At 67.2% G+C, this 20198-nt stretch carries 16 protein-coding genes; 3 read left to right on the forward strand and 13 right to left on the reverse strand.

Translation table 11 applies throughout. The annotated features are described in order from the left end of the window. Positions 1-4 precede the first annotated feature (4 nt). Both fdnG and DN387_RS26195 read right to left on the reverse strand, forming a co-directional pair. Positions 5-3055, reverse strand: coding sequence for a formate dehydrogenase-N subunit alpha (fdnG, locus tag DN387_RS23355; RefSeq protein ID WP_078480172.1), 3051 nt, complete (start codon positions 3053-3055; stop codon positions 5-7). 230 nt (positions 3056-3285) lie between these two features. Beyond that, entirely contained in the window at positions 3286-3564 is a 279-nt protein-coding gene (locus DN387_RS26195) for a YceK/YidQ family lipoprotein (protein ID WP_116054465.1), read from the reverse strand. A gap of 171 nt (positions 3565-3735) precedes the next feature. Between DN387_RS26195 and DN387_RS23365 the strand changes: the two genes are divergently transcribed. Continuing rightward, entirely contained in the window at positions 3736-4086 is a 351-nt protein-coding gene (locus DN387_RS23365; RefSeq protein ID WP_043862958.1) for a hypothetical protein, read from the forward strand. On the opposite strand, the gene DN387_RS23370 is transcribed toward DN387_RS23365, so the two are convergent. The 11 genes from DN387_RS23370 to DN387_RS23420 form a co-directional block, all read right to left on the reverse strand. Further along, a complete protein-coding gene (locus tag DN387_RS23370; protein ID WP_043862957.1) occupies positions 4083-4334 on the reverse strand; it encodes a hypothetical protein in 252 nt (83 codons plus the stop codon). The two genes, DN387_RS23365 and DN387_RS23370, sit on opposite strands and share 4 nt — an antisense overlap. Before the next feature lie 30 nt (positions 4335-4364). Then, on the reverse strand, positions 4365-4610 hold the full coding sequence (locus tag DN387_RS23375) for a hypothetical protein (RefSeq protein ID WP_043862956.1): 246 nt from the start codon (positions 4608-4610) through the stop codon (positions 4365-4367). After that, entirely contained in the window at positions 4607-5692 is a 1086-nt protein-coding gene (locus DN387_RS23380; protein WP_054915396.1) for a helix-turn-helix transcriptional regulator, read from the reverse strand. Before DN387_RS23380 ends, DN387_RS23375 begins: the two co-directional genes overlap by 4 nt. A gap of 118 nt (positions 5693-5810) precedes the next feature. Next, positions 5811-6869: an autotransporter outer membrane beta-barrel domain-containing protein gene (locus DN387_RS23385; protein WP_043862954.1), complete on the reverse strand. Its 1059-nt coding sequence runs from the start codon at positions 6867-6869 to the stop codon at positions 5811-5813. A gap of 318 nt (positions 6870-7187) precedes the next feature. Next, positions 7188-9353, reverse strand: a complete 2166-nt coding sequence (glgX, locus tag DN387_RS23390; protein WP_054915395.1) for a glycogen debranching protein GlgX — start codon at positions 9351-9353, stop codon at positions 7188-7190. Between the two features lie 102 nt (positions 9354-9455). Further along, entirely contained in the window at positions 9456-9758 is a 303-nt protein-coding gene (locus DN387_RS23395; RefSeq protein ID WP_043862952.1) for a DUF2934 domain-containing protein, read from the reverse strand. Further along, on the reverse strand, positions 9755-12559 hold the full coding sequence (locus DN387_RS23400) for a malto-oligosyltrehalose synthase (RefSeq protein WP_054915394.1): 2805 nt from the start codon (positions 12557-12559) through the stop codon (positions 9755-9757). Before DN387_RS23400 ends, DN387_RS23395 begins: the two co-directional genes overlap by 4 nt. After that, a complete protein-coding gene (gene malQ / locus DN387_RS23405; protein WP_054915393.1) occupies positions 12556-14628 on the reverse strand; it encodes a 4-alpha-glucanotransferase in 2073 nt (690 codons plus the stop codon). The genes DN387_RS23400 and malQ overlap by 4 nt, the downstream gene beginning before the upstream one ends. Continuing rightward, entirely contained in the window at positions 14621-16393 is a 1773-nt protein-coding gene (gene treZ, locus DN387_RS23410; protein ID WP_043862949.1) for a malto-oligosyltrehalose trehalohydrolase, read from the reverse strand. Before treZ ends, malQ begins: the two co-directional genes overlap by 8 nt. Positions 16394-16406: 13 nt before the next feature. Continuing rightward, entirely contained in the window at positions 16407-17969 is a 1563-nt protein-coding gene (glgA, locus tag DN387_RS23415) for a glycogen synthase GlgA (protein ID WP_054915392.1), read from the reverse strand. Positions 17970-18399: 430 nt separating this feature from the next. Beyond that, entirely contained in the window at positions 18400-19056 is a 657-nt protein-coding gene (locus tag DN387_RS23420) for an HAD family phosphatase (protein WP_054915391.1), read from the reverse strand. 91 nt (positions 19057-19147) lie between these two features. On the opposite strand from DN387_RS23420, the gene lexA reads away from it, so the two are divergent. Further along, positions 19148-19765, forward strand: a complete 618-nt coding sequence (gene lexA / locus DN387_RS23425; RefSeq protein ID WP_054915390.1) for a transcriptional repressor LexA — start codon at positions 19148-19150, stop codon at positions 19763-19765. Continuing rightward, on the forward strand, positions 19765-20198 hold a 434-nt coding region (gene imuA, locus DN387_RS23430), incomplete at its 3' end, for a translesion DNA synthesis-associated protein ImuA (protein ID WP_254506367.1). The genes lexA and imuA, both read left to right, overlap by 1 nt.

Genomic DNA, 20198 nt, shown 5'->3' on the forward strand with positions numbered 1-20198 from the left:
TCCCTCAGGCCTTTTCGATGTTCACGAGAAACGCCTTGTATTCCGGCGTGTGGGTATTGGAATCGCCCACCCCCGGGGTCAGGGTATTGGCCAGAAAGCCCTTGCGCGTGGTGCCTTCATAGCCCCAGTGGCAGGGGATGCCGATGGTGTCGACGTCCTGCCCGTCGATGGCCAGGCGGCGGATGCGCTTGGTCACCACGGCCTTGGCCTTGATGTAGCCACGCTGGGTGCTGACGCGCACCAGGTCGCCCTGCACGATGCCCTTGTCGGCGGCCAGCTTCTCGCCGATCTCGATGAACTGCTCGGGCTGCACGATGGCGTTGAGCCGCGCATGCTTGGTCCAGTGGCGGAACAGCTCGGTGATCGAGTAGGTGGTGGCCACATACGGGAACTGCTCACGGCTGCCCATGCGCTTGCGATCGCTTTCGTACACCCGCGCGGTGGGGCTGTAGGTCACGTTCGGGTGCAGCGGGTTGTTCGCCAGCGGGCTTTCGGTGGGCTCGTAGTGTTCGGGGAACGGCCCGTCGTTCATCGCGCCCACCGAGAACAGCCGGCCCAGGCCTTCAGGCAGCATGATGAACGGGTTGGTGTTGCTGCCCGGTGCAGCGGTGACGGCGAAGTCCGGCACGTCCACGCCGCTCCAGCGCGCCCCGTCCCAGCCGATCAGCTTGCGCTTGGGGTCCCACGGCTTGCCCTGCGGGTCGGCCGAGGCGCGGTTGTAGAGAATGCGCCGGTTCTGCGGCCACGCCCAGGCCCAGCCCGGGGTGCAACCCAGGCCGCTGTCGGCGTTGTCGCGCCGTGCCATCTGGTTGCCCTTTTCGGTCCAGGAGCCGGCGAAGATCCAGTTGAAGCTGGCAGTGGTGCCGTCGTCGCGCAGCTGCGAGAAGTCGTCGAGCAACTGGCCCTTGCGCAGAATCAGGTTGCCCTGTTCGTCGTGCAGGTCGGCCAGGGCGCGGCCGTTGGATTCCTTGGCCACTTCCTCGGGCTTGGGGTCGAACGGGTCGGCGTAGTCCCAGGCCATGTTGAGGATCGGCGCGGGGTTGGCACCGCCTTCCTTCTCGTACAGCTCGCGGATCTTCAGGAACAGGTGGCCGAGGATCTTGCCGTCGTGCCAGGCCTCGCCGGGCGGCGCAGCGCCGGCCCAGTGCCATTGCAGCCAGCGCCCGGAGTTGACGATCGAGCCGTCTTCCTCGGCAAAGCAGGAGGAGGGCAGGCGGAACACTTCGGTCTGGATCGCCGCGGTGTCCACGTCGTGCTCCTCGCCGTGGTTCTGCCAGAAGCTCGAGGTCTCGGTGGCCAGCGGGTCGATGATCACCAGGAACTTGAGTTTCTCCAGCGCGGCCTGGGCCTTGTTCTTGTCCGGGAACGCCGCCACCGGGTTGAAGCCCTGGGCGATGTAGCCGTTGACCTTGCCCTCGTACATGCGGTTGCTGTAGTTGAGCACGTCGTAGCTGTCGTCCCACTTGGGCAGCCAGTCGAAGCCCCAGTCGTTGTCCTTGGTGGCCTTGTCGCCCCACAGGCTCTTCATCAGGCTGACGAAGAACTTGGGGGTGTGCTTGTAGTAGTTGACCTGGTCGGGCAGCACCGCGCTGGGCGTGGTCTGCTTGAGGTAGGTGGCCAGGTCGGTCTGCGCATCCGATGGCAGGTTCATGTAGCCGGGCAGGCGCAGCGAGAGCAGGCCCAGGTCGGTGTAGCCCTGGATGTTGGAGTGGCCGCGCAGGGCGTTGACCCCGCCACCGGCCATGCCGATGTTGCCCAGCAGCAGCTGGATCATGCCCGAGCCTCGGATCATCTGCGCGCCGTTGGTGTGGTGGGTCCAGCCCAGGGCGTAGAGGAAGGTGGCGGTCTTGTCCGGGGCACTGGTGGTGCCGAGGATTTCGCAGATCTGCAGGAAGTCGGCCTTGGGCGTGCCGCAGATGTTGGTGACCATGTCCGGGGTGTAGCGGCTGACGTGGGCCTTGAGCAGGTTCCACACGCAGCGCGGGTGGCTCAGGGTCATGTCGCGCCTGGCGAAGCCGTCGGCGTCCAGCTCGTAGGTCCAGGAGCTGCGGTCGTAGCTGCGCTTGGCCGGGTCGTAGCCGCTGAACAGGCCGTCGTCGAAGCTGTAGTCCTCGCGCACGATCAGGCTGGCGTTGGTGTAGGCGCGCACGTAGTCGTGCTGGATCTTGTCGTGGGTGATCAGGTAGTTGACCACGCCCATCAGGAAGGTCACGTCGGAGCCGGCGCGAATCGGCGAGTAGATGTCGGCCACGGCGGCGCTGCGGTTGAAGCGCGGGTCCACCACGATGACCTTGGCGCCATTGCGGATCTTGGCCTCGATCACCCACTTGAAGCCCACCGGGTGCGCCTCGGCGGGGTTGCCGCCCATGATCAGCACCACGTTGGCGTTCTTGATGTCGACCCAGTTGTTGGTCATGGCGCCGCGCCCGAAGGTCGGCGCCAGGGCCGAGACGGTAGGGGCGTGGCACACACGGGCCTGGCTGTCGGTGCCCAGGATGCCCAGGGCGCGGGTGAAGCGCTGGTCCAGCGAGCCGGTTTCGCTGCTGGCGGCCGAGCTGCACAGCATGCCGGTGCTCAGCCAGCGGTTGACCGTGGTGCCCTTGTCGTTCTTCTCGATGAAGTTGGCGTCACGGTCGTCCTTCATCAGGCGTGCGATGCGCTCGATGGCGTGATCCCAGCTGATGCGCTGCCATTTGTCCGAGCCAGGGGCGCGGTATTCGGGGTAGAGCAGGCGTTGTTCGCTGTGGATGTAGTCCACCAGGCCCGCGCCCTTGGGGCACAGCGAGCCGCGGCTGACCGGGTGATCGGGGTCGCCTTCGATGTGGAAGATACGCGCCTTGGCGTTCTTGGCGCCGTCGCCAAGGCTGTACATCAGCACGCCGCAACCCACCGAGCAGTAGGTGCAGTTGTTGCGGGTTTCCTTGGCGCGCAGCAGCTTGTACTGGCGTGATTGGGTGGCCTGGGCCATGCCCGGGGCGAAGCCCAGGCTGGCCGCAGTGGCGGTGGCAGCGCCGACGGTGCACAGCTTGAAGAACTGTCTTCTGCCCAGTCCCATGGTTATCTCCTTGTACAAACGAGCTCCAGAATCGGCCGCGCACGCGCAGGCCCGCCGAGATCAGCGTCAGGATCGGTAAGTGGTATGCAGGCTAGTCACAGAGGGTGCGCGCCAAGACCCTTTCTATCGTGGGTGTATTGCGCGCAATCGGGGGCAGTTTATGCCCTTACTTAATTTGTGACTAATCGACCTTGTCGATGAACCTATAGAGGGATTCGATTGTTTGGCATTCAGCGCGAGAGGTCGGCGGGGATCATCGCGGTATCGATCACGATATCCACGGGTGCGGTGACGATAAACGCCAGCGGGCACACGATCAGCGGCCAGCAGAACTGCGCCGAGGTGGCGCTGAACAGGAACGAGAAGTTGTTGCGCACGCCCCGGTACATGCCTGGGGATGCACATTCGGCGCAGTACCCACCGCGCATCATGGTGCCGCAGCTGGTGAGGGCGAGGGTAGAGACGATGAGGGCGAGCGAGAGGATTCGGATGGTGCTGTTCCTTGGCACAGGGGGAGGGTCCGTTTTTCTGCGCGGCATTCTCTCACCGGGGGCCGGGGCAATGCTACAGTCGCTCCTTTTTCAATCAGCAGGCCAGGCCTCTTCGCTGGCAAGGCCAGCTTCTGCAGGGCCAGCGAAGAGCCCGGTACTGCCGACACACAACCAACGGGAGAGACAACCATGCGCGCAGCAATGCTATTGGGTACGGCACTGGTGCTGGCCGGATGCGCCTCGTCGACGATGAACCAGGCTCGCCTGGGCGCACCGCACAAGACCTTCACCTCGGCCAAGGCCGAGCCGCTGGTGGCCGAGTGCATCCAGTTCGGTTGGCAGGACGAAGCCGTCTTCGGCGTGGATGCCAGCGGCTACCTCGACGCCGGCCCCAACGGCGGGGCCACGGTGTCGACACGCGATGCCGAATACTTCGCCGATGTGCGCGCCGAAGCCGGCGGCACGGTGGTCAAGTTCTACACCCTCAAGGACGATGCATTGGCCCAGCGGCGCATGGCGGCGTTGGCCACCTGCCTCTAGCCACGCCCCTCGAAACGCCCGGTGATGCGCTCGCGCCAGCTCAGCGGGCGCGCAACGTGTTCATGCGCGCCGATCTCAACCAGGGTGAAGGCGCAGCGCACGATATCGCTCACTTCCTGATCGGCCAACCGTGCGCAGGCTTCGCGGTGCGCCTGTGCCTGATCGCGACCTGCCAGGCTGTGCACCTCGAAGCCAAGGTTGCGTTTGGTGATATGCCAGTGGTGAAACACAGCGACAAAGCGGCTCATGTGTGCCCCGCAGTCAGATCAGGGATGGGGTCATGCATGCAGCTTGCCCGTGATGCGCTCCAGCCAGCTCAGGCGCCGGGGCGCCTGGGCAGTGCTGGCAATCTCGATCACGGTGAAGTCGCAGGTCTGATCGTCCTGGTAGCCCTGTTCATTGCGTATGTCGCCCGCTTCAAGGTGCGCATCGGCATGATTGTCGCTGTGTAGCGCGTGCACCTTGAAGCCCCTGTCCACGGCATGCCGGCTTCGCAGGTGAAACACCCCCACGAAGCGGCTCATGCCTGCGAAGCCCCGCGCTGTGCTTCAAGCGCCTCGATACGTGCCTGCAGGCGTTCGCGTTCCAGGCGTTCGGCGCCGATGTCCTCGAACACGCTGATCAGATGCTGCGGCTGGCCGTCCTGGCGGCGCTGCAGGGCGGTACGTGCACGTACCCAGATGTAGTGGCCCTGCTTGTGGCGCACGCGCTTTTCCACTTCGTAGCGCTCGATCTCGCCGGCCAGCAGGCGCTGCAGCAACTGCAGGTTGGCGGCCAGGTCGTCGGGGTGGGTCAGTTGCTGGAAGGTCATGCCGTACAGCGTTTCGGCGCTGTAGCCCAGCAGCTCGCAGAAGCTGCCGTTGACCCGCTGCCAGGTGCCGTCCGGGTCGATGTAGGCCAGCGCGCCCCAGGCCAGTTCGAAGATGGCGCGAAAACGTTCCTCGCTGTTGCGCAGTTGCTCTTCGGCGACCTTGCGCTCGGTGTTGTCCATGCTGATGCCGACCATCTTCACCGCGCGCCCGGCGCTGTCGCGCACCACCGTGGCGCGGGAGGCGATCCAGCGCATCTCGCCGTCGGGGCGATAGATGCGAAAGTCGCACTCGCAGCCTTCGCCTTCGAGCAGGGTCTTGCTGTACAGCGCCTGCAGCATCTCGACGTCTTCGGGGGGCAGGTGCACCCAGAAGTCTTCGTTGCGGATCACCTGCCAGCCGTACACGGCCTCGACGTTGGGCGAGTAGGTGAGTTCGTCGCTGATCAGGTTCCATTCCCAGGTCACGATGCGGGCGCCTTCCTGGGCCAGCTTCATGCGGGTTTCGCTCTCCATGATCTCGGCGGTGTAGCGCCGGCGCAGGTCGGTCATCGGCAGCTCCACCACCTGGGTCTGCTGCACGTCCTGCAGGGCTTCTTCGCCGTAGCGCAGCCAGATCCAGTTGACCTTGAGAAAGTCGGCCAGCTTGCGCAGGTTGGCGTAGTCGATCTCGCCGCCGCGGGTCCATTTGTGCACGGCGGTGCGCGAGATCCCCAGGGCCGTGCCTACCGCCTGCAGCGTCAGCTTGTGGTGTTCGAGCAGTTCCTTGAGGCGAAAGGCGAAGCTGTTTTCGGTCATGCGCTGGGGTGTCCTTGGCGAGGGCATGGCCGGCCAGTATACATAAGCTGTCAACCTCAGGTTGACGGGGGTATGCGTGTCGCATCGCGGGCCTGACCCGCGATGCATTAAGCGCCGCTCACCAGCGCACACGCACCCCCAGGTTGCCGATCAACCCGTTCAAGTCGTTGTCGTCCACGTCGCTGCTGTAATCGGCACTGACAAACAGCGCCACCTTGGGCGTCACCCGTGCCACCAGGCCCAGGCCCACCTCCACGGTGGTGGCGTTGCGTCCGCTGCTGATCTTGTCGACCTTGTCCAGGCTCACCGTGTCGGCGTTCGAGAAGTCGTACCACACGTTGGTGCGCACATAGGGTTCGATGGGCATGCCGCGCACCTCGTAGCGGGCCGACAGCTTCGCGCCCACCCGGCCGGTCCAGCTCGGCTGGCTGTCATAGGCCTGCAGGGTCTGGGCCTGGGCGTCGTTGCCGGGATAGTACTGCTGGTTGATCAACTGCGCCTGGGGCTCGATCACCCAGTGCTTGCCCAGGCCGATGGGGAAGCCGCCCTCCACCGAGAAGGTCAGCGCGTGCCCGTTGCCATCGAGCCGTTCGCCGTCGCTGCCGCGCCCGCTGGCGTCGAAACGGGTGCCCATGGCCACCGCATCCACATGCCAGCCCTGGTCATGCTGCAGGCTCCAGTACATGCCCAGGCTTTGCCCTTCCAGGCGCACGGCGTTCTGCTTGTCGCCCAGCTGTGGCCGGCGATTGTCCAGGCCGCCCTGCAGGTTGCTGTGGCCCATGAAGATCCCGGCGCGGTGGGTGTTGCCGCCGGCGGTTTCCCGCACGAACAGGTCGGGGGCGATCTGCAGGTTCTGGTTGGGGGCATCCAGGCGTTGCGGGGCGGTCCTGACCGGGGTGGGAAAGAACTGCGCCCACTGGCTGGCAATGCCTTCGTCGCCGAACACCGCCGTGCGCTCTGCCAGGCGTTCGGAAAACGCCCCCAGCGTACCCAGGCTCAGCCCCGACACGCTGGCCGGGACCAGCGACGGCAGCGCCAGGCCGTGTGCCGGGTTGAACATCGGGTCGTCGTCTTCCAGCCCCGCCGCCAGGCTTTCGAGCGGGGTTGCCAGCAGCAGCGACGTCGACAGTGCGTAGAAAACATACTCGAGCCCCGAAGGGCAGGGTGCGCTTTTCATGGCCGATCTCCTCTGTGTGTTACAGCCAAAGGTCTGGCCTGATGTCACGGGCTGTAAGGCAGGAACAGAGAGCGACCCAAACCAGCAAACCTGCCCCATGGCGCGCGCAAAGCCGCGTGCCAGAGGCCCGGAATGAAGTTGAACACGGTGGTTCTAGGTGTAGCTAAGGAGAGTCGCAGGCAGGCGTCAAGATTGTGTGATTATTTTGTGATGCCCGTGTTGGAGGGGGTAAGCGGTTGAAAAATAGCGGTTACTGAATGGGCATAGCCGCGTTGCGAATGACAACGCGGCTGGCTATTTCGAATGATTGCTAAAGCGTCAGGCGTCCTCGTCCCGTTGCAGTTCCAACAGCAGCAACGAGCGTCCGGTGACGTTGAACACGCTGCCGAATTCCAGGCGCTGGGCCTTGCGCAGCTGCGGCCGGTCGGTGTCGATCAGGCAGTTCCAGTACTCGCCCTCGGGCACGTCGGGCAGGGTGAAGTCCACGCCGTCGTGGTGCGCGTTGACGATCAGCAGCAAGGTGGCGTCTGCCCCCGGGCGCAGGATGCCGCTGACCTGCGCGCGCCCGTCCATGAGCATGCCCAGGCAACGCCCTTGCGGGTCTTCCCACTGTTCCACGCTCATCTCGCTGGCGTCCGGCGCCAGCCAGGTCACGTCCTTGACCCCGATCGCCTCGTTGTAGTCGCCCACCAGGAAGCGGCTGCGGCGCAGGATCGGGTAGGCCAGGCGCAGCTTGGTCAGGCGCTTGACGAACTTGAGCAGGGCGCTGCCTTGCTCGTCCAGGTCCCAGTTGATCCAGCCGATCTCGCTGTCCTGGCAGTAGGCGTTGTTGTTGCCGTGCTGGGTGCGGCTGAACTCGTCGCCGGCCACGATCATCGGCGTGCCCTGGGCCAGCAGCAGGGTGGCGAAGAAGTTGCGCATCTGGCGCTGGCGCAGGCTGTTGATCTCGGGGTCGTCGGTGGGCCCCTCGACCCCGTGGTTCCAGGAGATGTTGTTGTTGCTGCCGTCCTGGTTGTTCTCGTCGTTGTCCTCGTTGTGCTTGTCGTTGTACGACACCAGGTCGCGCAGGGTGAAGCCGTCGTGGGCGGTGATGAAGTTGACCGAGGCATAGGGGCGCCGGCCGCGGCGGTTGAACAGCTCGCCGGAGGCGGTCATGCGCGCGGCAAAGTCGGCCAGCTGGCCTTCGTCGCCTTTCCAGAAGGCGCGCACGGTGTCGCGAAAGCGGTCGTTCCATTCGGCCCAGCCCGGCGCGAAGTTGCCCACCTGGTAGCCACCGGGGCCGCAGTCCCAGGGTTCGGCAATCAGCTTGACCTGGCTCAGCAGCGGGTCCTGGCGACAGGCCACCAGAAAGCTGTGCCGCTCGTCGAAGCCTTCGTGGTAGCGGCCCAGGATGGTCGCCAGGTCGAAGCGAAAGCCATCAACGTGCATCTCGCCTGCCCAGTAGCGCAGCGAGTCGGTGACCAGTTGCAGTACGCAGGGGTGGCTCAGGTCCAGGGTGTTGCCGGTGCCCGAGTCGTTGATGTAGTAGCGCTTGTCGTCGGGCATCAGGCGGTAGTACGAGGCGTTGTCGATACCGCGCATCGACAGCGTGGGGCCCTGCTCGTTGCCTTCGGCGGTGTGGTTGTAGACCACGTCCAGAATCACCTCCAGGCCGGCGTCGTGCAGGTGCGCGACCATCTCCTTGAACTCGGCGATCTTGCCGTTGGCCAGGTAGCGCGGGTGGGGCGCGAAGAAGGCGATGCTGTTGTAGCCCCAGTAGTTGTTCAGGCCCTTTTGCAGCAGGTGCTGGTCGTTGACGAAGGCGTGGATCGGCAGCAGCTCGATGGAGCTGACGCCCAGGCCCTTGATGTGCCCCAGCAGTTCGTCGTTCATCAGCCCGGCGAAGGTACCGCGCGCCGCTTCCGGCACCGCCGGGTGACGCATGCTGATGCCGCGCACGTGCGCTTCGTAGAACACGGTACGATCCCACGGCACGCCCACGCGCTGGTCGCGGCCCCAGGTGTAGGCCGGGTCGATGACCTTGCACTTGGGCACGAACGGCGCACTGTCGCGCTCGTCGAAACTGAGGTCGCCATCGGGGTGGCCGATGGTGTAACCGAACAACGCCTCGGACCAGCGCAGCTCGCCGACCAGCTGCTTGGCATACGGGTCGATCAGCAGCTTGTTGGGGTTGAAACGGTGCCCGTTCTGCGGCTCGTAGGGGCCGTACACGCGGTAGCCGTAGATCTGCCCCGGGTGCGCGTCGGGCAGGTAGCCGTGGTAGATCTCGTCGGTGTACTCGGGCAGTTCGATGCGCTCGAGCTCATGTTCGCCGCTGGCGTCGAACAGGCACAGTTCGACCTTGGTGGCGTTGGCCGAGAACAGTGCGAAGTTCACACCCAGGCCATCCCAGGTGGCGCCCAGGGGGAAGGGCAGGCCCTCGCGGATGCGCGAAGGTTCAACGGCGTCGGGCTGGGTGTTGTGTTTGGACTTGGGCTGGGTCATGGCAATCCTTGTAGCGATCCTTGGGGGGCGAAAGGCGACGCACTGGGCGCCGGGGCAGCGTTGCGCTGCCCCGGGGCGGTAGTGACGCAAGGTACGGCGGCGTCAGGGCGTGGCGGGCTTCTTCGCGGTACGCGGCTTCTTTGCCGGGTCGGGCTTGGCCGCAGGGGCCGGTGGCTTGGCCTTGGACGCGGCGGCGCCGGGCTTTGGCTTGGCGCCAGGGGCTACCGGCGGTGCGCCTGGCGGGGTGGTACGGGGCTTGCGCGGGGCGGCCTTGGGCGCAATGGCCTCGGCTTCGGCCAACTTGCGCGCCATCTCCCAGTGGCGCTCCTCCTGGCCTTCGGGTTTACCTTCCGACTCCCAGATCTGGTAGGCGAATTCGCGGATACGTTTTTCCTCAGCACTCATCTCGACGCTCCTGATGACTCAGTCTGTTCTATGAAGAGATTGACGGGGAAGGCTTTGAGCGCAGTGCTCAGCCACAGCTCGTTAGAGGGTGTGACTGCGCCCTGGGCGAAAAGTCCCGTGCAATTGGCAGCGCACAAGGCGAACGGTAAAAGCACACGGGTATCGTCCCAGTTCTGTGCCGGGATCAAGGGTTGCGTGGCGTTGCCCAGCAGGCCCGAGGCCAGCCGCGGCACCACCACCACCGCACGTTGCGCCTCGCCGATACGGGCAAAGGCGAGCACCCGCTCGGCGTGTTTGCCGCGTACCTCCAGGGGTTGGTAGCGGCCGTGGCGAAACAGCTCGGGGTAGGCCCGGCGCTGCTCCAGCACCTGGGCGATCAGGGCCTGCTTGACCCGCCCGTCCTGCCAGTGCCCGAGCAGTTCGGCGGGGGGCAGGCTGTCGTCCAGGGCCTGGCGACGCGCGGCGTAGTCCACCGCGCGGCGGTTGTCCGGGTCGACCAGGCTCAGGTCCCAGCATTCGTTGCCCTGGTACAGGTCGGGCACCCCCGGCACGGTCATGCGCAGCAGGCTCTGCACCAGGCTGTTGAGCGCGCCCGGGCAGGCCAGGGCCTGCGCCGCCTCGGCCACCGACTGGCGCAGCTGCTGGCATTGCGGCTCCAGCAGCAGGGCGTCGATGAAGCGTGCGCAGGCCTGCTCGTAGGCCTCGTTGGGGGCGCTCCAGCTGCTGCGCAGCTTGGCCTCGCGCAGGGCTTTGCGCTGCCATTGGCGCAGGCGTTCGGCGTAGCCGCGCAAGGCCTGGGTGTCATCGCAGCGCAGCGTCATCGGCCAACTGCTGAGCAGGGTCTGGTACAGCAGCAGTTCATCGCCGGCACTCGGTGCCACGCCATCGGCCAGTTGTGTGCGCAGGGGCGAGGCCAGTTCACGCCACAGCTCCACGCGCTGGCAGAACCAGTGGCTGCGTTCGCTGATCACCGCCAGGCGTGCGCGGCAATCTTCGCCACGCTTGTGGTCATGGGTGGCGGTGGCCAGCAGGTTGTCGGGGAAGTGCGCCAGGCGTTGCTGGCAACTGGCATGGAAGGCCTCGGCCGGCGCGCTGAAGCGCTCGGCGTCGAAGCCCACGTCGTTGCGCGACAACAGCACCGCCGAGCGATAGAAGGCGGTGTCTTCGACGGCCTTGGCAGCGGTGGGCGAGGTCAGCTGCTGGAAGCGAACGCAGGCGTGGCGCAACTGCTTGCGCGCCCGCCCCGGGCCCAGCTCGCGCCAGGGCTGGCCGCCCAGCCAGCGCTGCAGGTGGTCCAGCAGCGGCCAGTCGGCTTCGCCCAGGCTCGAACGCGCATCGGCCAGGGCCTGCTGGAAGAACCCCTCGTCCATCGCCGGGCGCCCGCAGGCATTGATGTAGGTGCGGTACACCGGGTAGTGCTCCACCAGCGCCTGCAACGCGCGGCGGATGGCGCCCAGGGTCAGGTCGCGGCTCATGATGTCGTTGCGCGCCACCTGCAGCAGGGCCTGGGCCACCGATTCGAAGTCGCCGGCCAGGCTGGCATTGAGCACCAGCTGGCGGGCCAGGCGCAGTTCCTCGACGAACGCCGGGCGCTCGCTCAGGTCGTGCCACAGCGCGGTCAGTTCGGCTTCGCCCTGCGGGTCATGCTGCAGCAGCGAGACCTGGTTCATGAATTCGTAGCCGGTGCTGCCGTCCACCCGCCAGTCGTCGTGCAGGCGCTCGCCGGGGCCGAGGATCTTCTCCACGTAGATCGGAAAGTGCTCGAGCGCAGCGCTCAGCGGCCGGCGTGGGAGCAGGCCGTCGACGCGTCGGCGCAGCTTGCGGCAGTAACCGCGCGGGTCGGCCAGGCCGTCGATGTGGTCGATGCGCAGGCCGTCGACCAGGCCGCGCTCGATCAGCTCGAACACCTTGGCATGGGTGGCCTCGAACACCGCCGGGCGCTCCACGCGCAGGCCGCCCAGCTCGTTGACGTCGAAAAAGCGCCGCCAGTTGATGTCGTCACCGGCGGTGCGCCAGCTGGCCAGGCGGTAGTGCTGCTGTTCGAGCAGTTGATGCAGGTGCTCGAAACCGCTGGGGGTGCGCCCGTCGAAGGCGGCCAGCACCTGGTCGATGGCCTGGCCGATGCGCGGCTCGCGGGCCAGTTCGGCCAGGGCCTGGTGCACCGCCTCGACGTTGGCCGGGGCGTGGCGCTGGCCCTCGAAGGCGGCAAAGCGTGCCCCCAGTTCGCTCAGTTCCGGGTGGCCGCTGACGCACAGGATGCGCGCATAGTCCGGCGGGCTGATCGGGAAGCGGTGTTCGTGGTGCTCGATGTGAAAGCGCCCGTGGCGGGCGTCGAAACGCAGCGGGATTTCCCCGGCCTGCAGCACCGCGCCATAGTCGCTGGCCAGGAACGGCAACAGCAACTGGCCTTTGAGCAACGGGTCGGGCGAATGCCACTGGATGTCGAAGAACTCGGCGTAGGGGCTGCGCCGGCCCCAGGCCAGCAGGTCCTGCCACCAGGGGTTGTGTGCGCCGCCCACGGCCATGTGGTTGGACACGATGTCCAGGATCAGGCCCATGCCGTGCTGGCGCAGCGCGGCCACCAGGCGTTCCAGCGCCGCCTCGCCACCCAGTTCGGGGCTCACCCGGGTCGGGTCGACCACGTCGTAGCCGTGGCGCGAACCGGGCCGCGCCTGCAACAGGGGCGAGGCGTACAGGTGGCTGATACCCAGCCGGGCGAAGTAGGGCACCAGCGGCACCGCATCGTCGAGGCTGAAGTCGGCATGAAATTGCAGGCGCAGTGTGGCGGTGAGGCTGTTCATCGGTCACGCTCGAAGGCTTGTTCACGGGCCTGGGCCAGCAGCTCGAGGCGTCGCGCCGCATCGCTGTCGTCCAGCAGCTGTGCGGCGGGCAACGCGAAGCGGCGGCGCCAGTTGGGGTGGGTGTCGACGGTGCCGGGCAGGTTGGGTTGTTCGTCCACGCCCAGCAGGTCTTCCAGCGGTACCAGCACCAGCGGCGCACGGGTATGCCCGAGCAGGCGCAGGCTGGCATCGATCAGGGTGTCGGCTTCGCTGCTGGTGTCGCCGTAGCTGCTGTGCAGCAGGCGACGCAGGCCCTGGATTTCATGCTGGCGGCTGTCGCGCCAGTCGCGCTCGGTGATCGCGTCGATCGCCCCCAGGCGCTGGCCCCAGTCGATGTCGCGGGCCTGCAGCCAGCCTGCCAGCGGGGGCAGGTCGTGGGTGCTGGTGGTGGCCAGGGCGTTGTCGGGCCAGTCGAGGATGGGGGTGAACTGCCCGGGCGGGTCCTGCTCGAACAGCAGCACACGCATGCCCAGGATCGCGCGGGCCGCGAGCTTTTCGCGCAGGCCTTCGGGCACCGTGCCCAGGTCTTCGCCGAGCACGATGGCCTTGTGGCGCACCGACTCCAGGGCCAGCAGGCGCAGCAGGTCGTCCAGTGGGTAGTGCAGGTAGGCGCCTTCGCTGGGGGCGGCGCCCTGGGGGATCAGCCACAGGCGCTGCAGGCCCATCACATGGTCGATGCGCAGGCCCCCGGCGTGGGCGAAGTTGGCCCGCAGCATCTCGATGAAGGCGCGGTAGCCGTTGCGGCGCAGGCCCTCGGGGGAGAACGCGCAGATGCCCCAGCTTTGCCCCGATCGGTTGAGGATGTCGGGCGGGGCGCCGACGTGCAGCTCGGCCAGCAGCTCGTCCTGGCGGCTCCAGGCCTGGCTGCCGGTGCCGTCGGCCCCCACTGCCAGGTCGGCGATCAGGCCCACCGCCATGCCGCTGCCGCGCGCCGCTTCCTGGGCACGTTCCAGGCTGCGTGCGATCAGCCACTGGCAGAAGGCATAGAAGCCGATCTGCTCGACGTGGTCGGCGGCAAACGCGGCAATCTCGGCGCTGCGCGGGTCGAGCCAGGCGGCCGGCCACTGGCGCCAGTCCTGGCTTTCGCCGCGTTCGGCGGCGGCATCGAGCAGCGCTTCGAAGCGGCAGTGGTCTTCCAGCGCCTGGCCGCCGGCGTGGCGAAAGCTGTCGAAGTCGGCGCGCTGCGGTTGCTCGCCCTTGATAAAGCCCTGGTACAGCGCCTGCAATATCTGCTGGCGTGCCCCGGCCGCCCGTGGCCAGTCGATCAATGGCAGGCCTTCGAGCTGTTCGAGCTGGGCCTCAAGGCCCAGGGCCTGGACCGTGATGCGCACCGTGCGCTCGTCGATCACCGCCTGGGGGCTGGCATACAGGCTGTTCAGAAACAGCCGGCTGGACGGCGAATACGGGCTGTAGCTGGGGTGGTTGCGGGTGAACATGGCGTGCACCGGGCTGATGGCCAGGGCCGTGGCGCCACGCTCGGCGGCGCTGCGTGCCAGGCCCTCCAGTGCCAGGCAGTCGCCCAGCCCGCCGTCGCCCGGGCGGCGCAGGCTGTACAGCTGGGCACTCAGGCCCCAGCACCGTGGGTGCGGGGTGCCCAGCGCATCGGCCAGGCTGTAGCACTGCGCCGGGGCCACGGCCAGGGTGAAGGTGGTGGCGTCGATATGCAGCTGGTGATACCCCAGTGGCAGCCCTGGCGGCAGCAGGGCCTGGGCATCCAGCTGCAGCTGCTGGCGGGTGCCGTCCTCGTGCTGCACCTCGCAGCGGCTGTTGGCCGCGAAGTAGCGCGACAGGTCCAGCGGCTGGTGCTGGTCGACCGTCAGCAGTGGCGGCAGGTGACGGGAATCGTGGGCTTTTTCCAGGGCCTTGAGGCTGTTGGCGATGGCGATGTCGTCGGCGGCCGGGTGGCCAAGGGCGGCCAGGATGCGCCGCAGGACCGGTTCGCTGACACGCTGGGCGCGCCCGTTGGCGTCGATCCAGTCCACCGCCAGGCCAGCGCGTTCGGCCAGTTGCAGCAAGGGTAGGTCAGGCATGCACAGGCTCCGTGGGGCAGGAAGGGGTCAGGCTCACCACGCAGCTCAACGGCGGCAGGCAGGGTGGGCCCGGGGGCAGTTCGCAACTTTCGAACAGGTGCCGCTCGCGGGCCGGCAGGTCCAGGGCCAGTGGCTGCTGGCCGAGGTTGAGGTCGATGCGCAGCTCGCTGCCATCGCCCAGTTGCCAGCGGGCGCTCACGCCCTGGCCGTCGACCACCTGGGCGCCCAGGGCGCGGGTGCCCGGCAGGCGCGGGATGATGTGCTGGTGGCGCAGGTACAGCAGGCGACGGTACAGCGCCACCCATTGCTCGCTGTCCTCGCCCCATTGCGGTTGCGAGTCGAGGAAGGTCTGGGCGGCGTTCGGGTCGGGGATGCGCGCCCGTTGCTCGGGGTCGGCGAAGGCCTTGAACCCCTTGAACTCGGCGCGTCGGCCTTCGCGCACGGCGGTGGCAAGGTCGTCGTGGTGATCGGTGAAGAACAGGAAGGGCTGGCGGCACCCCCAGTCATCGCCCATGAACAGCAGCGGGATCATCGGTGCCAGCAACAGCAGCCCGGTGGCGGCGCGCAGGGCCTGGGGCGGGCACAGGCGCTCGAGCCGCTCGCCCAGCGCGCGGTTGCCGATCTGGTCATGGTTCTGCAGAAACAGCACGAAGGCACTGGGCGGCAGGTGGCCGCTGGCTTCGCCACGCGGCTCGCCGTTGCGGTCCGGCTGGCCCTGGAACACGAACCCCTGGCTCAGGCAACGCGCCAGCTTGTTCAGCGGCGCCTCGCGGTAATCGACGTAGTAGCCTTCCTGCTCGCCGGTCAGCAGCACGTGCAGGGCGTTGTGGCCATCGTCGTTCCACTGCGCGTCGTAGCCCTCCTGGAGCAGGTGCGCCTGGTTGCGCTCGTTCTCGAGGGTGAGCCACACCTGCCGGCCCGGTGCGGTGCTGGCGCGCACGCGGCGGGCCAGCTCATGCAGAAAATCAGGGTCGTCGATGGCGTGCACCGCATCCAGGCGCAGGCCGTCGAAGCGGTAGTCGTGCAGCCACATCAGGGCGTTCTCGATGAAGAAGTCGCGCACCTGGCGGCGACGAAAATCGATGGCCGCGCCCCAGGGCGTATGCCGGTCTTCGCGAAAGAAGCCCTGGGCATAACGGTGCAGGTAATTGCCGTCGGGGCCGAAGTGGTTGTACACCACATCCAGCAGCACCATCAGCCCCAGCGCGTGGGCCTGGTCGATCAGCGCCTTGAGTTGCTGCGCAGTGCCATAGCTCGCTTGCGGGGCGAACGGCAGCACGCCGTCATAGCCCCAGTTGCGCTGGCCGGGAAACTGCCCGATGGGCATCAGCTCGATGGCGGTCACGCCCAGTGCGGCCAGGCGCGGCAGGTGCCTGGCCACGCCGGCGTAACCGCCCAGCAGGCCCACGTGCACTTCATAGATGACTGCCTCGTGCCAGGGGCGGCCCTGCCAGTCGGGGTGTTGCCAGGCATATTCGGTGCCCAGCACCTGGCTGGGGCCGTGCACGCCGTCGGGCTGGGCACGGCTGGCCGGGTCGGCGACCGACAGGTCGCCGTCGATACGGTAGCGATAGCGCGTACCGGCCGGGCAGGGCAGGCGCAGCACGAACCAGCCGTCGTCACTGCGCTGCATGGGTTGCGGGGCGGCGTTTTCACATTCCACCTCCACCTGCCGGGCATCGGGCGCCCAGAGGGCGAAGCGGGTGGTGTGGCTGTCCAGCATCACGGCCCCGTGGGTCGCGTGTTCCTGTGACCTGAAGGGCATACGGCAGTTCTCCTCAGCCTGCGTTGAGCGTGGCGCGCGTCACCAGTTCCTCGTACAGGTGGGCATAGGGTTCCACGGCCTGACACCAGTTGAATGGCTGGGTCATGGCCAGGCAGCGCATGGCATTGAGCAGGTGTTTCTTGCCGTATACGTAGAAGGCCCGCGAGAGTGCTTCGCGGTAGCTCTCCACGCTCGATTCGTCGAACAGAAAGCCGGTGACGCCATTCTCGATGGTGTCGGCCAGGCCGCCGGTGTTGCGCGCCACCGGCAGCGAGCCGAAGCGCTGCGCGTACATCTGGCTCAGGCCGCAGGGCTCGTAGCGCGAGGGCATCAGCAGAAAGTCGCTGCCGGCGAACATGCGCCGTGCGTCGGTCTCGTTGAAGCCGATGCGCACCCCCACGCGGCCCGGGAAGCGGCTGGCCAGCTCGCGCATGGCTTGCTCTTCCTCCGGTTCGCCGCGGCCGATGATGGCGATCTGGCCGCCCTGTTCGACGATGTACTCGGCCACCCCCAGGGTCAGGTCCAGGCCCTTCTGGTACACCAGGCGCGAGACCACGGCGAACAGCGGGCCGGTGGAGGGCTCCAGCTCGAACAGCTCGCGCACCTGGCTGCTGTTGGCCGCCTTGCCTTCCCAGTCGTTGATGCTGAAGCGGTGGGTCAGGTGGGTGTCGGTGGCCGAATCCCAGCTTTCGTCGATGCCGTTGGGGATGCCGCTGAGCAGGCCCTGCTGCGCCTTGCTGCCAAGAAAACCGTCGAGCCCGCAGCCGAAGGTCGGGGTGGTGATTTCCCGGGCATAGGTGGCGCTGACCGTGGTGATGTGGCTGGAGTAGGCCAGGCCGGCCTTGAGAAACGACAGCTTGCCGTAGAACTCCATGCCTTCCTGTTGCAGGGCGTGTTCGGGAATCGCCAGTTCCGGGCAGCAGCCGCGGCTGACCACACCCTGGTAGGCCAGGTTGTGGATGGTGAACAGGGTGGGAGTGTTCAGGCCGCGCCAGTGCATGTAGGCCGGGGCCAGGCCGGCAGGCCAGTCGTGGGCGTGCACCAGATCGGGCTTCCAGTGCACCATGCCCTCGCCCGCGGCGATTTCGGCGGCGGCCAGGCCCAGGCGGGCGAAGCGGATATGGTTGTCGGGCCAGTCACGGCCATTGTTGGCGCCGTAGGGGGTGCCTTCGCGCTGGTACAGCTCGGGGCAGATCAGTACATAGATGACCAGGCCGTCGGCCAGGTCCATGCGCCCGATCTTGCACGGGGGCAGTGCGGCATGGCCGCCCAGCTCGCCCACCAGGTGGATCGGGTTGTCGCTTTCGAGTACCTGCGGGTAGCCGGGGATCAGCACGCGTACATCGTGCAGGTGGCGCATGGCGCGCGGCAGGGCGGCAGAGACGTCGCCCAGGCCGCCGGTCTTGACCAGGTCGGCGATTTCCGAGGTCACGAACAGCACCTTGCGCTTGTTCGGGTTGCGCCGGGTATCGAGGGCAGGGGCCTTGGCTGTCGTGACGATCTGGGCAGCACGCACCTGCGCGCTGGTATCCGGGTTGAAATGCTCTGCATGAGGTTCGACAGCGGCGCTGATCATACTTGTCTCCGTCCCTTGTTCTGCGGGCGTATCCCACCCGCTGCATGTCTGTACTGTTGTTCTCGCTATGTCATGTGATGCGGTGAAACGCCCCGGACACACGTGCAAGCGCTACGCCAGCCGGCGCTCCTGCCGATGGCGTGCTGACGAGTGGGGGGTGGGCTGCGCCTGGGTAACCAGAGTCGTTGGCCTACTTAGTTGCTGACCTACCGGGTTTGCAGAAGTTTCGACTATTTTCGATCGAGTTTTCCGGACGGTATCAGGTCGATTGAACAGTGTAGGAGAGGGGCGGGATAAATGTGACCCGTTGGTCATGTTTTGTGAATTGGCCGGCTCAGGGGTGCACCGACAGCGAGCGTGCACCGCTCGAAGGTGACCCCCGATGGTGCACGTGCCAGCCCGGCTGGCGAAACCGGCGCGGTGGGTGGCTTCAGCCGCTCATCTGCGCAATCAGTTGCCACAGGCGCTCATCGTCGAAGTTCTTCACCACCAGCTGCGCACCGGCCTCCAGCAGCACCTGTGGCGCCTGGCTGGTCGACAGGCCCACGGTAAGGATCCCCGCGCGGCTCGCTGCCGTCACGCCCGGCACCGAATCCTCGAACGCCAGCGCATGGTCTGCCCTGGCCCCCAGACGCTCCAGGCCGGTGAGGTAGGGCAGGGGATCGGGCTTGGCCCGTGCCAGTTCCTCGGCCACCAGCACATGCTCGAAGCGCTCGGCCAGGCCCATGGCTGCCAGCATGTGCTGCGCATTGGCCCGTGGCGCATTGGTGACCACGGCCATGCCGATGCCGCGGCGCTCGGCATGCGCCAGCAGGCGTTCGAGGCCGGCAGTGGGCTGCAAGGTCGGCGACAGCGCACGAAAGCGCGCCTCCTTGCGGTCGGCGAATGCCTCATGCTCGGCCACCGGGCGCCCGGGGAACAGGTAGCGGCACATGTCGGCGTTGGCCCGGCCACTGACGTGGGCGTCGAACTCGGCCTCGCTCAGTTCGCGACCCTGCTCACGCAGCAACTGCTGCAGTGCCTGCAAATGCAGGGTATCGGTGTCGGTCAGGGTGCCATCGAGGTCGAACAGCAGGGCTTCAAGCATGGGGCGCGGTTTCCATTGCACGGCGGGCCATCATAACCATTTTGCCGTGGCGATCAGCGGGGCTGGTCAGATAAACCCGAAAAGAGTACAAATGTGCTCCATGAACAGACTATCGCCCAAACGTGCCGCCATCCTGACCTTCATCCGCGACCGCATCGCGCAGCAAGGGCAGCCCCCGAGCCTGGCCGACATCGCCCAGGCCTTCGGTTTTGCCTCGCGCAGCGTGGCGCGCAAGCACATCCAGGCGCTGTGCGAGGCCGGCTTCATCGAGGTCACCCCCAACCAGGCGCGCAGCATCCGCCTGGCCGGTGCGCTGCGCCGCCCCGAGGTGCTGGAGATCCCGGTACTGGGCCAGGTGGCCGCCGGCCGCCCGATCGGGCCCGACGTGGACATCCACGAACAGCTGATGCTCGATGCGCACCTGTTCAGCCGTACCCCCACCTACCTGCTGAAGGTGCGCGGCGACTCGATGATCGACGACGGTATCTTCGACGGCGACCTGGTGGGCATTCACCAGCAGCCCGATGCCCGCGACGGGCAGATCGTGGTGGCCCGGCTCGATGGCGAGGTCACCATCAAGCGCTTCCAGCGCGCAGGCACGCACTACCGCCTGCTGCCGCGCAACCCGGCCTATGCACCGATAGACGTGGGGCCCGAACGCGACTTCGTGATCGAAGGGGTGTTCTGCGGCCTGTTGAGGCGCGACTGATGGGCGCGGTGGTCAGCCTCGACGGGCTGCTCGACGAGCGGCGGGTCTGGAAGGGGCGCCCGCTGGCCCAGCCCCGGGGCCTGCAACCCACCGGGCATGCCGCGCTGGACGCGGTGCTGCCCGGCGGCGGCTGGCCACCGGGTGCGCTCAGCGAACTGCTGCTGGCTGCCGAGGGCGCCGGCGAGCTGCACCTGCTCTGGCCGAGCCTGGCGCGCCTGACTGCCAGCGGCGAACGGGTGGTGCTGGTGGCGCCGCCGTTCATTCCGTACCCGCCCGCCTGGCTGGCAGCCGGTGTCGACCTGCGCTGGCTGTCGCTGATCCAGGCCTCCCGCGTCGAGGCCCTGTGGGCCGCCGAGCAGTGCCTGCGCTCGGGCAGTTGCGGCGCGGTGCTGTGCTGGCCGCAGCAGGTCGACGACCGCGCCTTGCGCCGCCT

It is taken from the genome of Pseudomonas sp. FBF18 (assembly GCF_024261405.1).
In the GTDB taxonomy this organism is placed as follows: domain Bacteria; phylum Pseudomonadota; class Gammaproteobacteria; order Pseudomonadales; family Pseudomonadaceae; genus Aquipseudomonas; species Aquipseudomonas palmensis.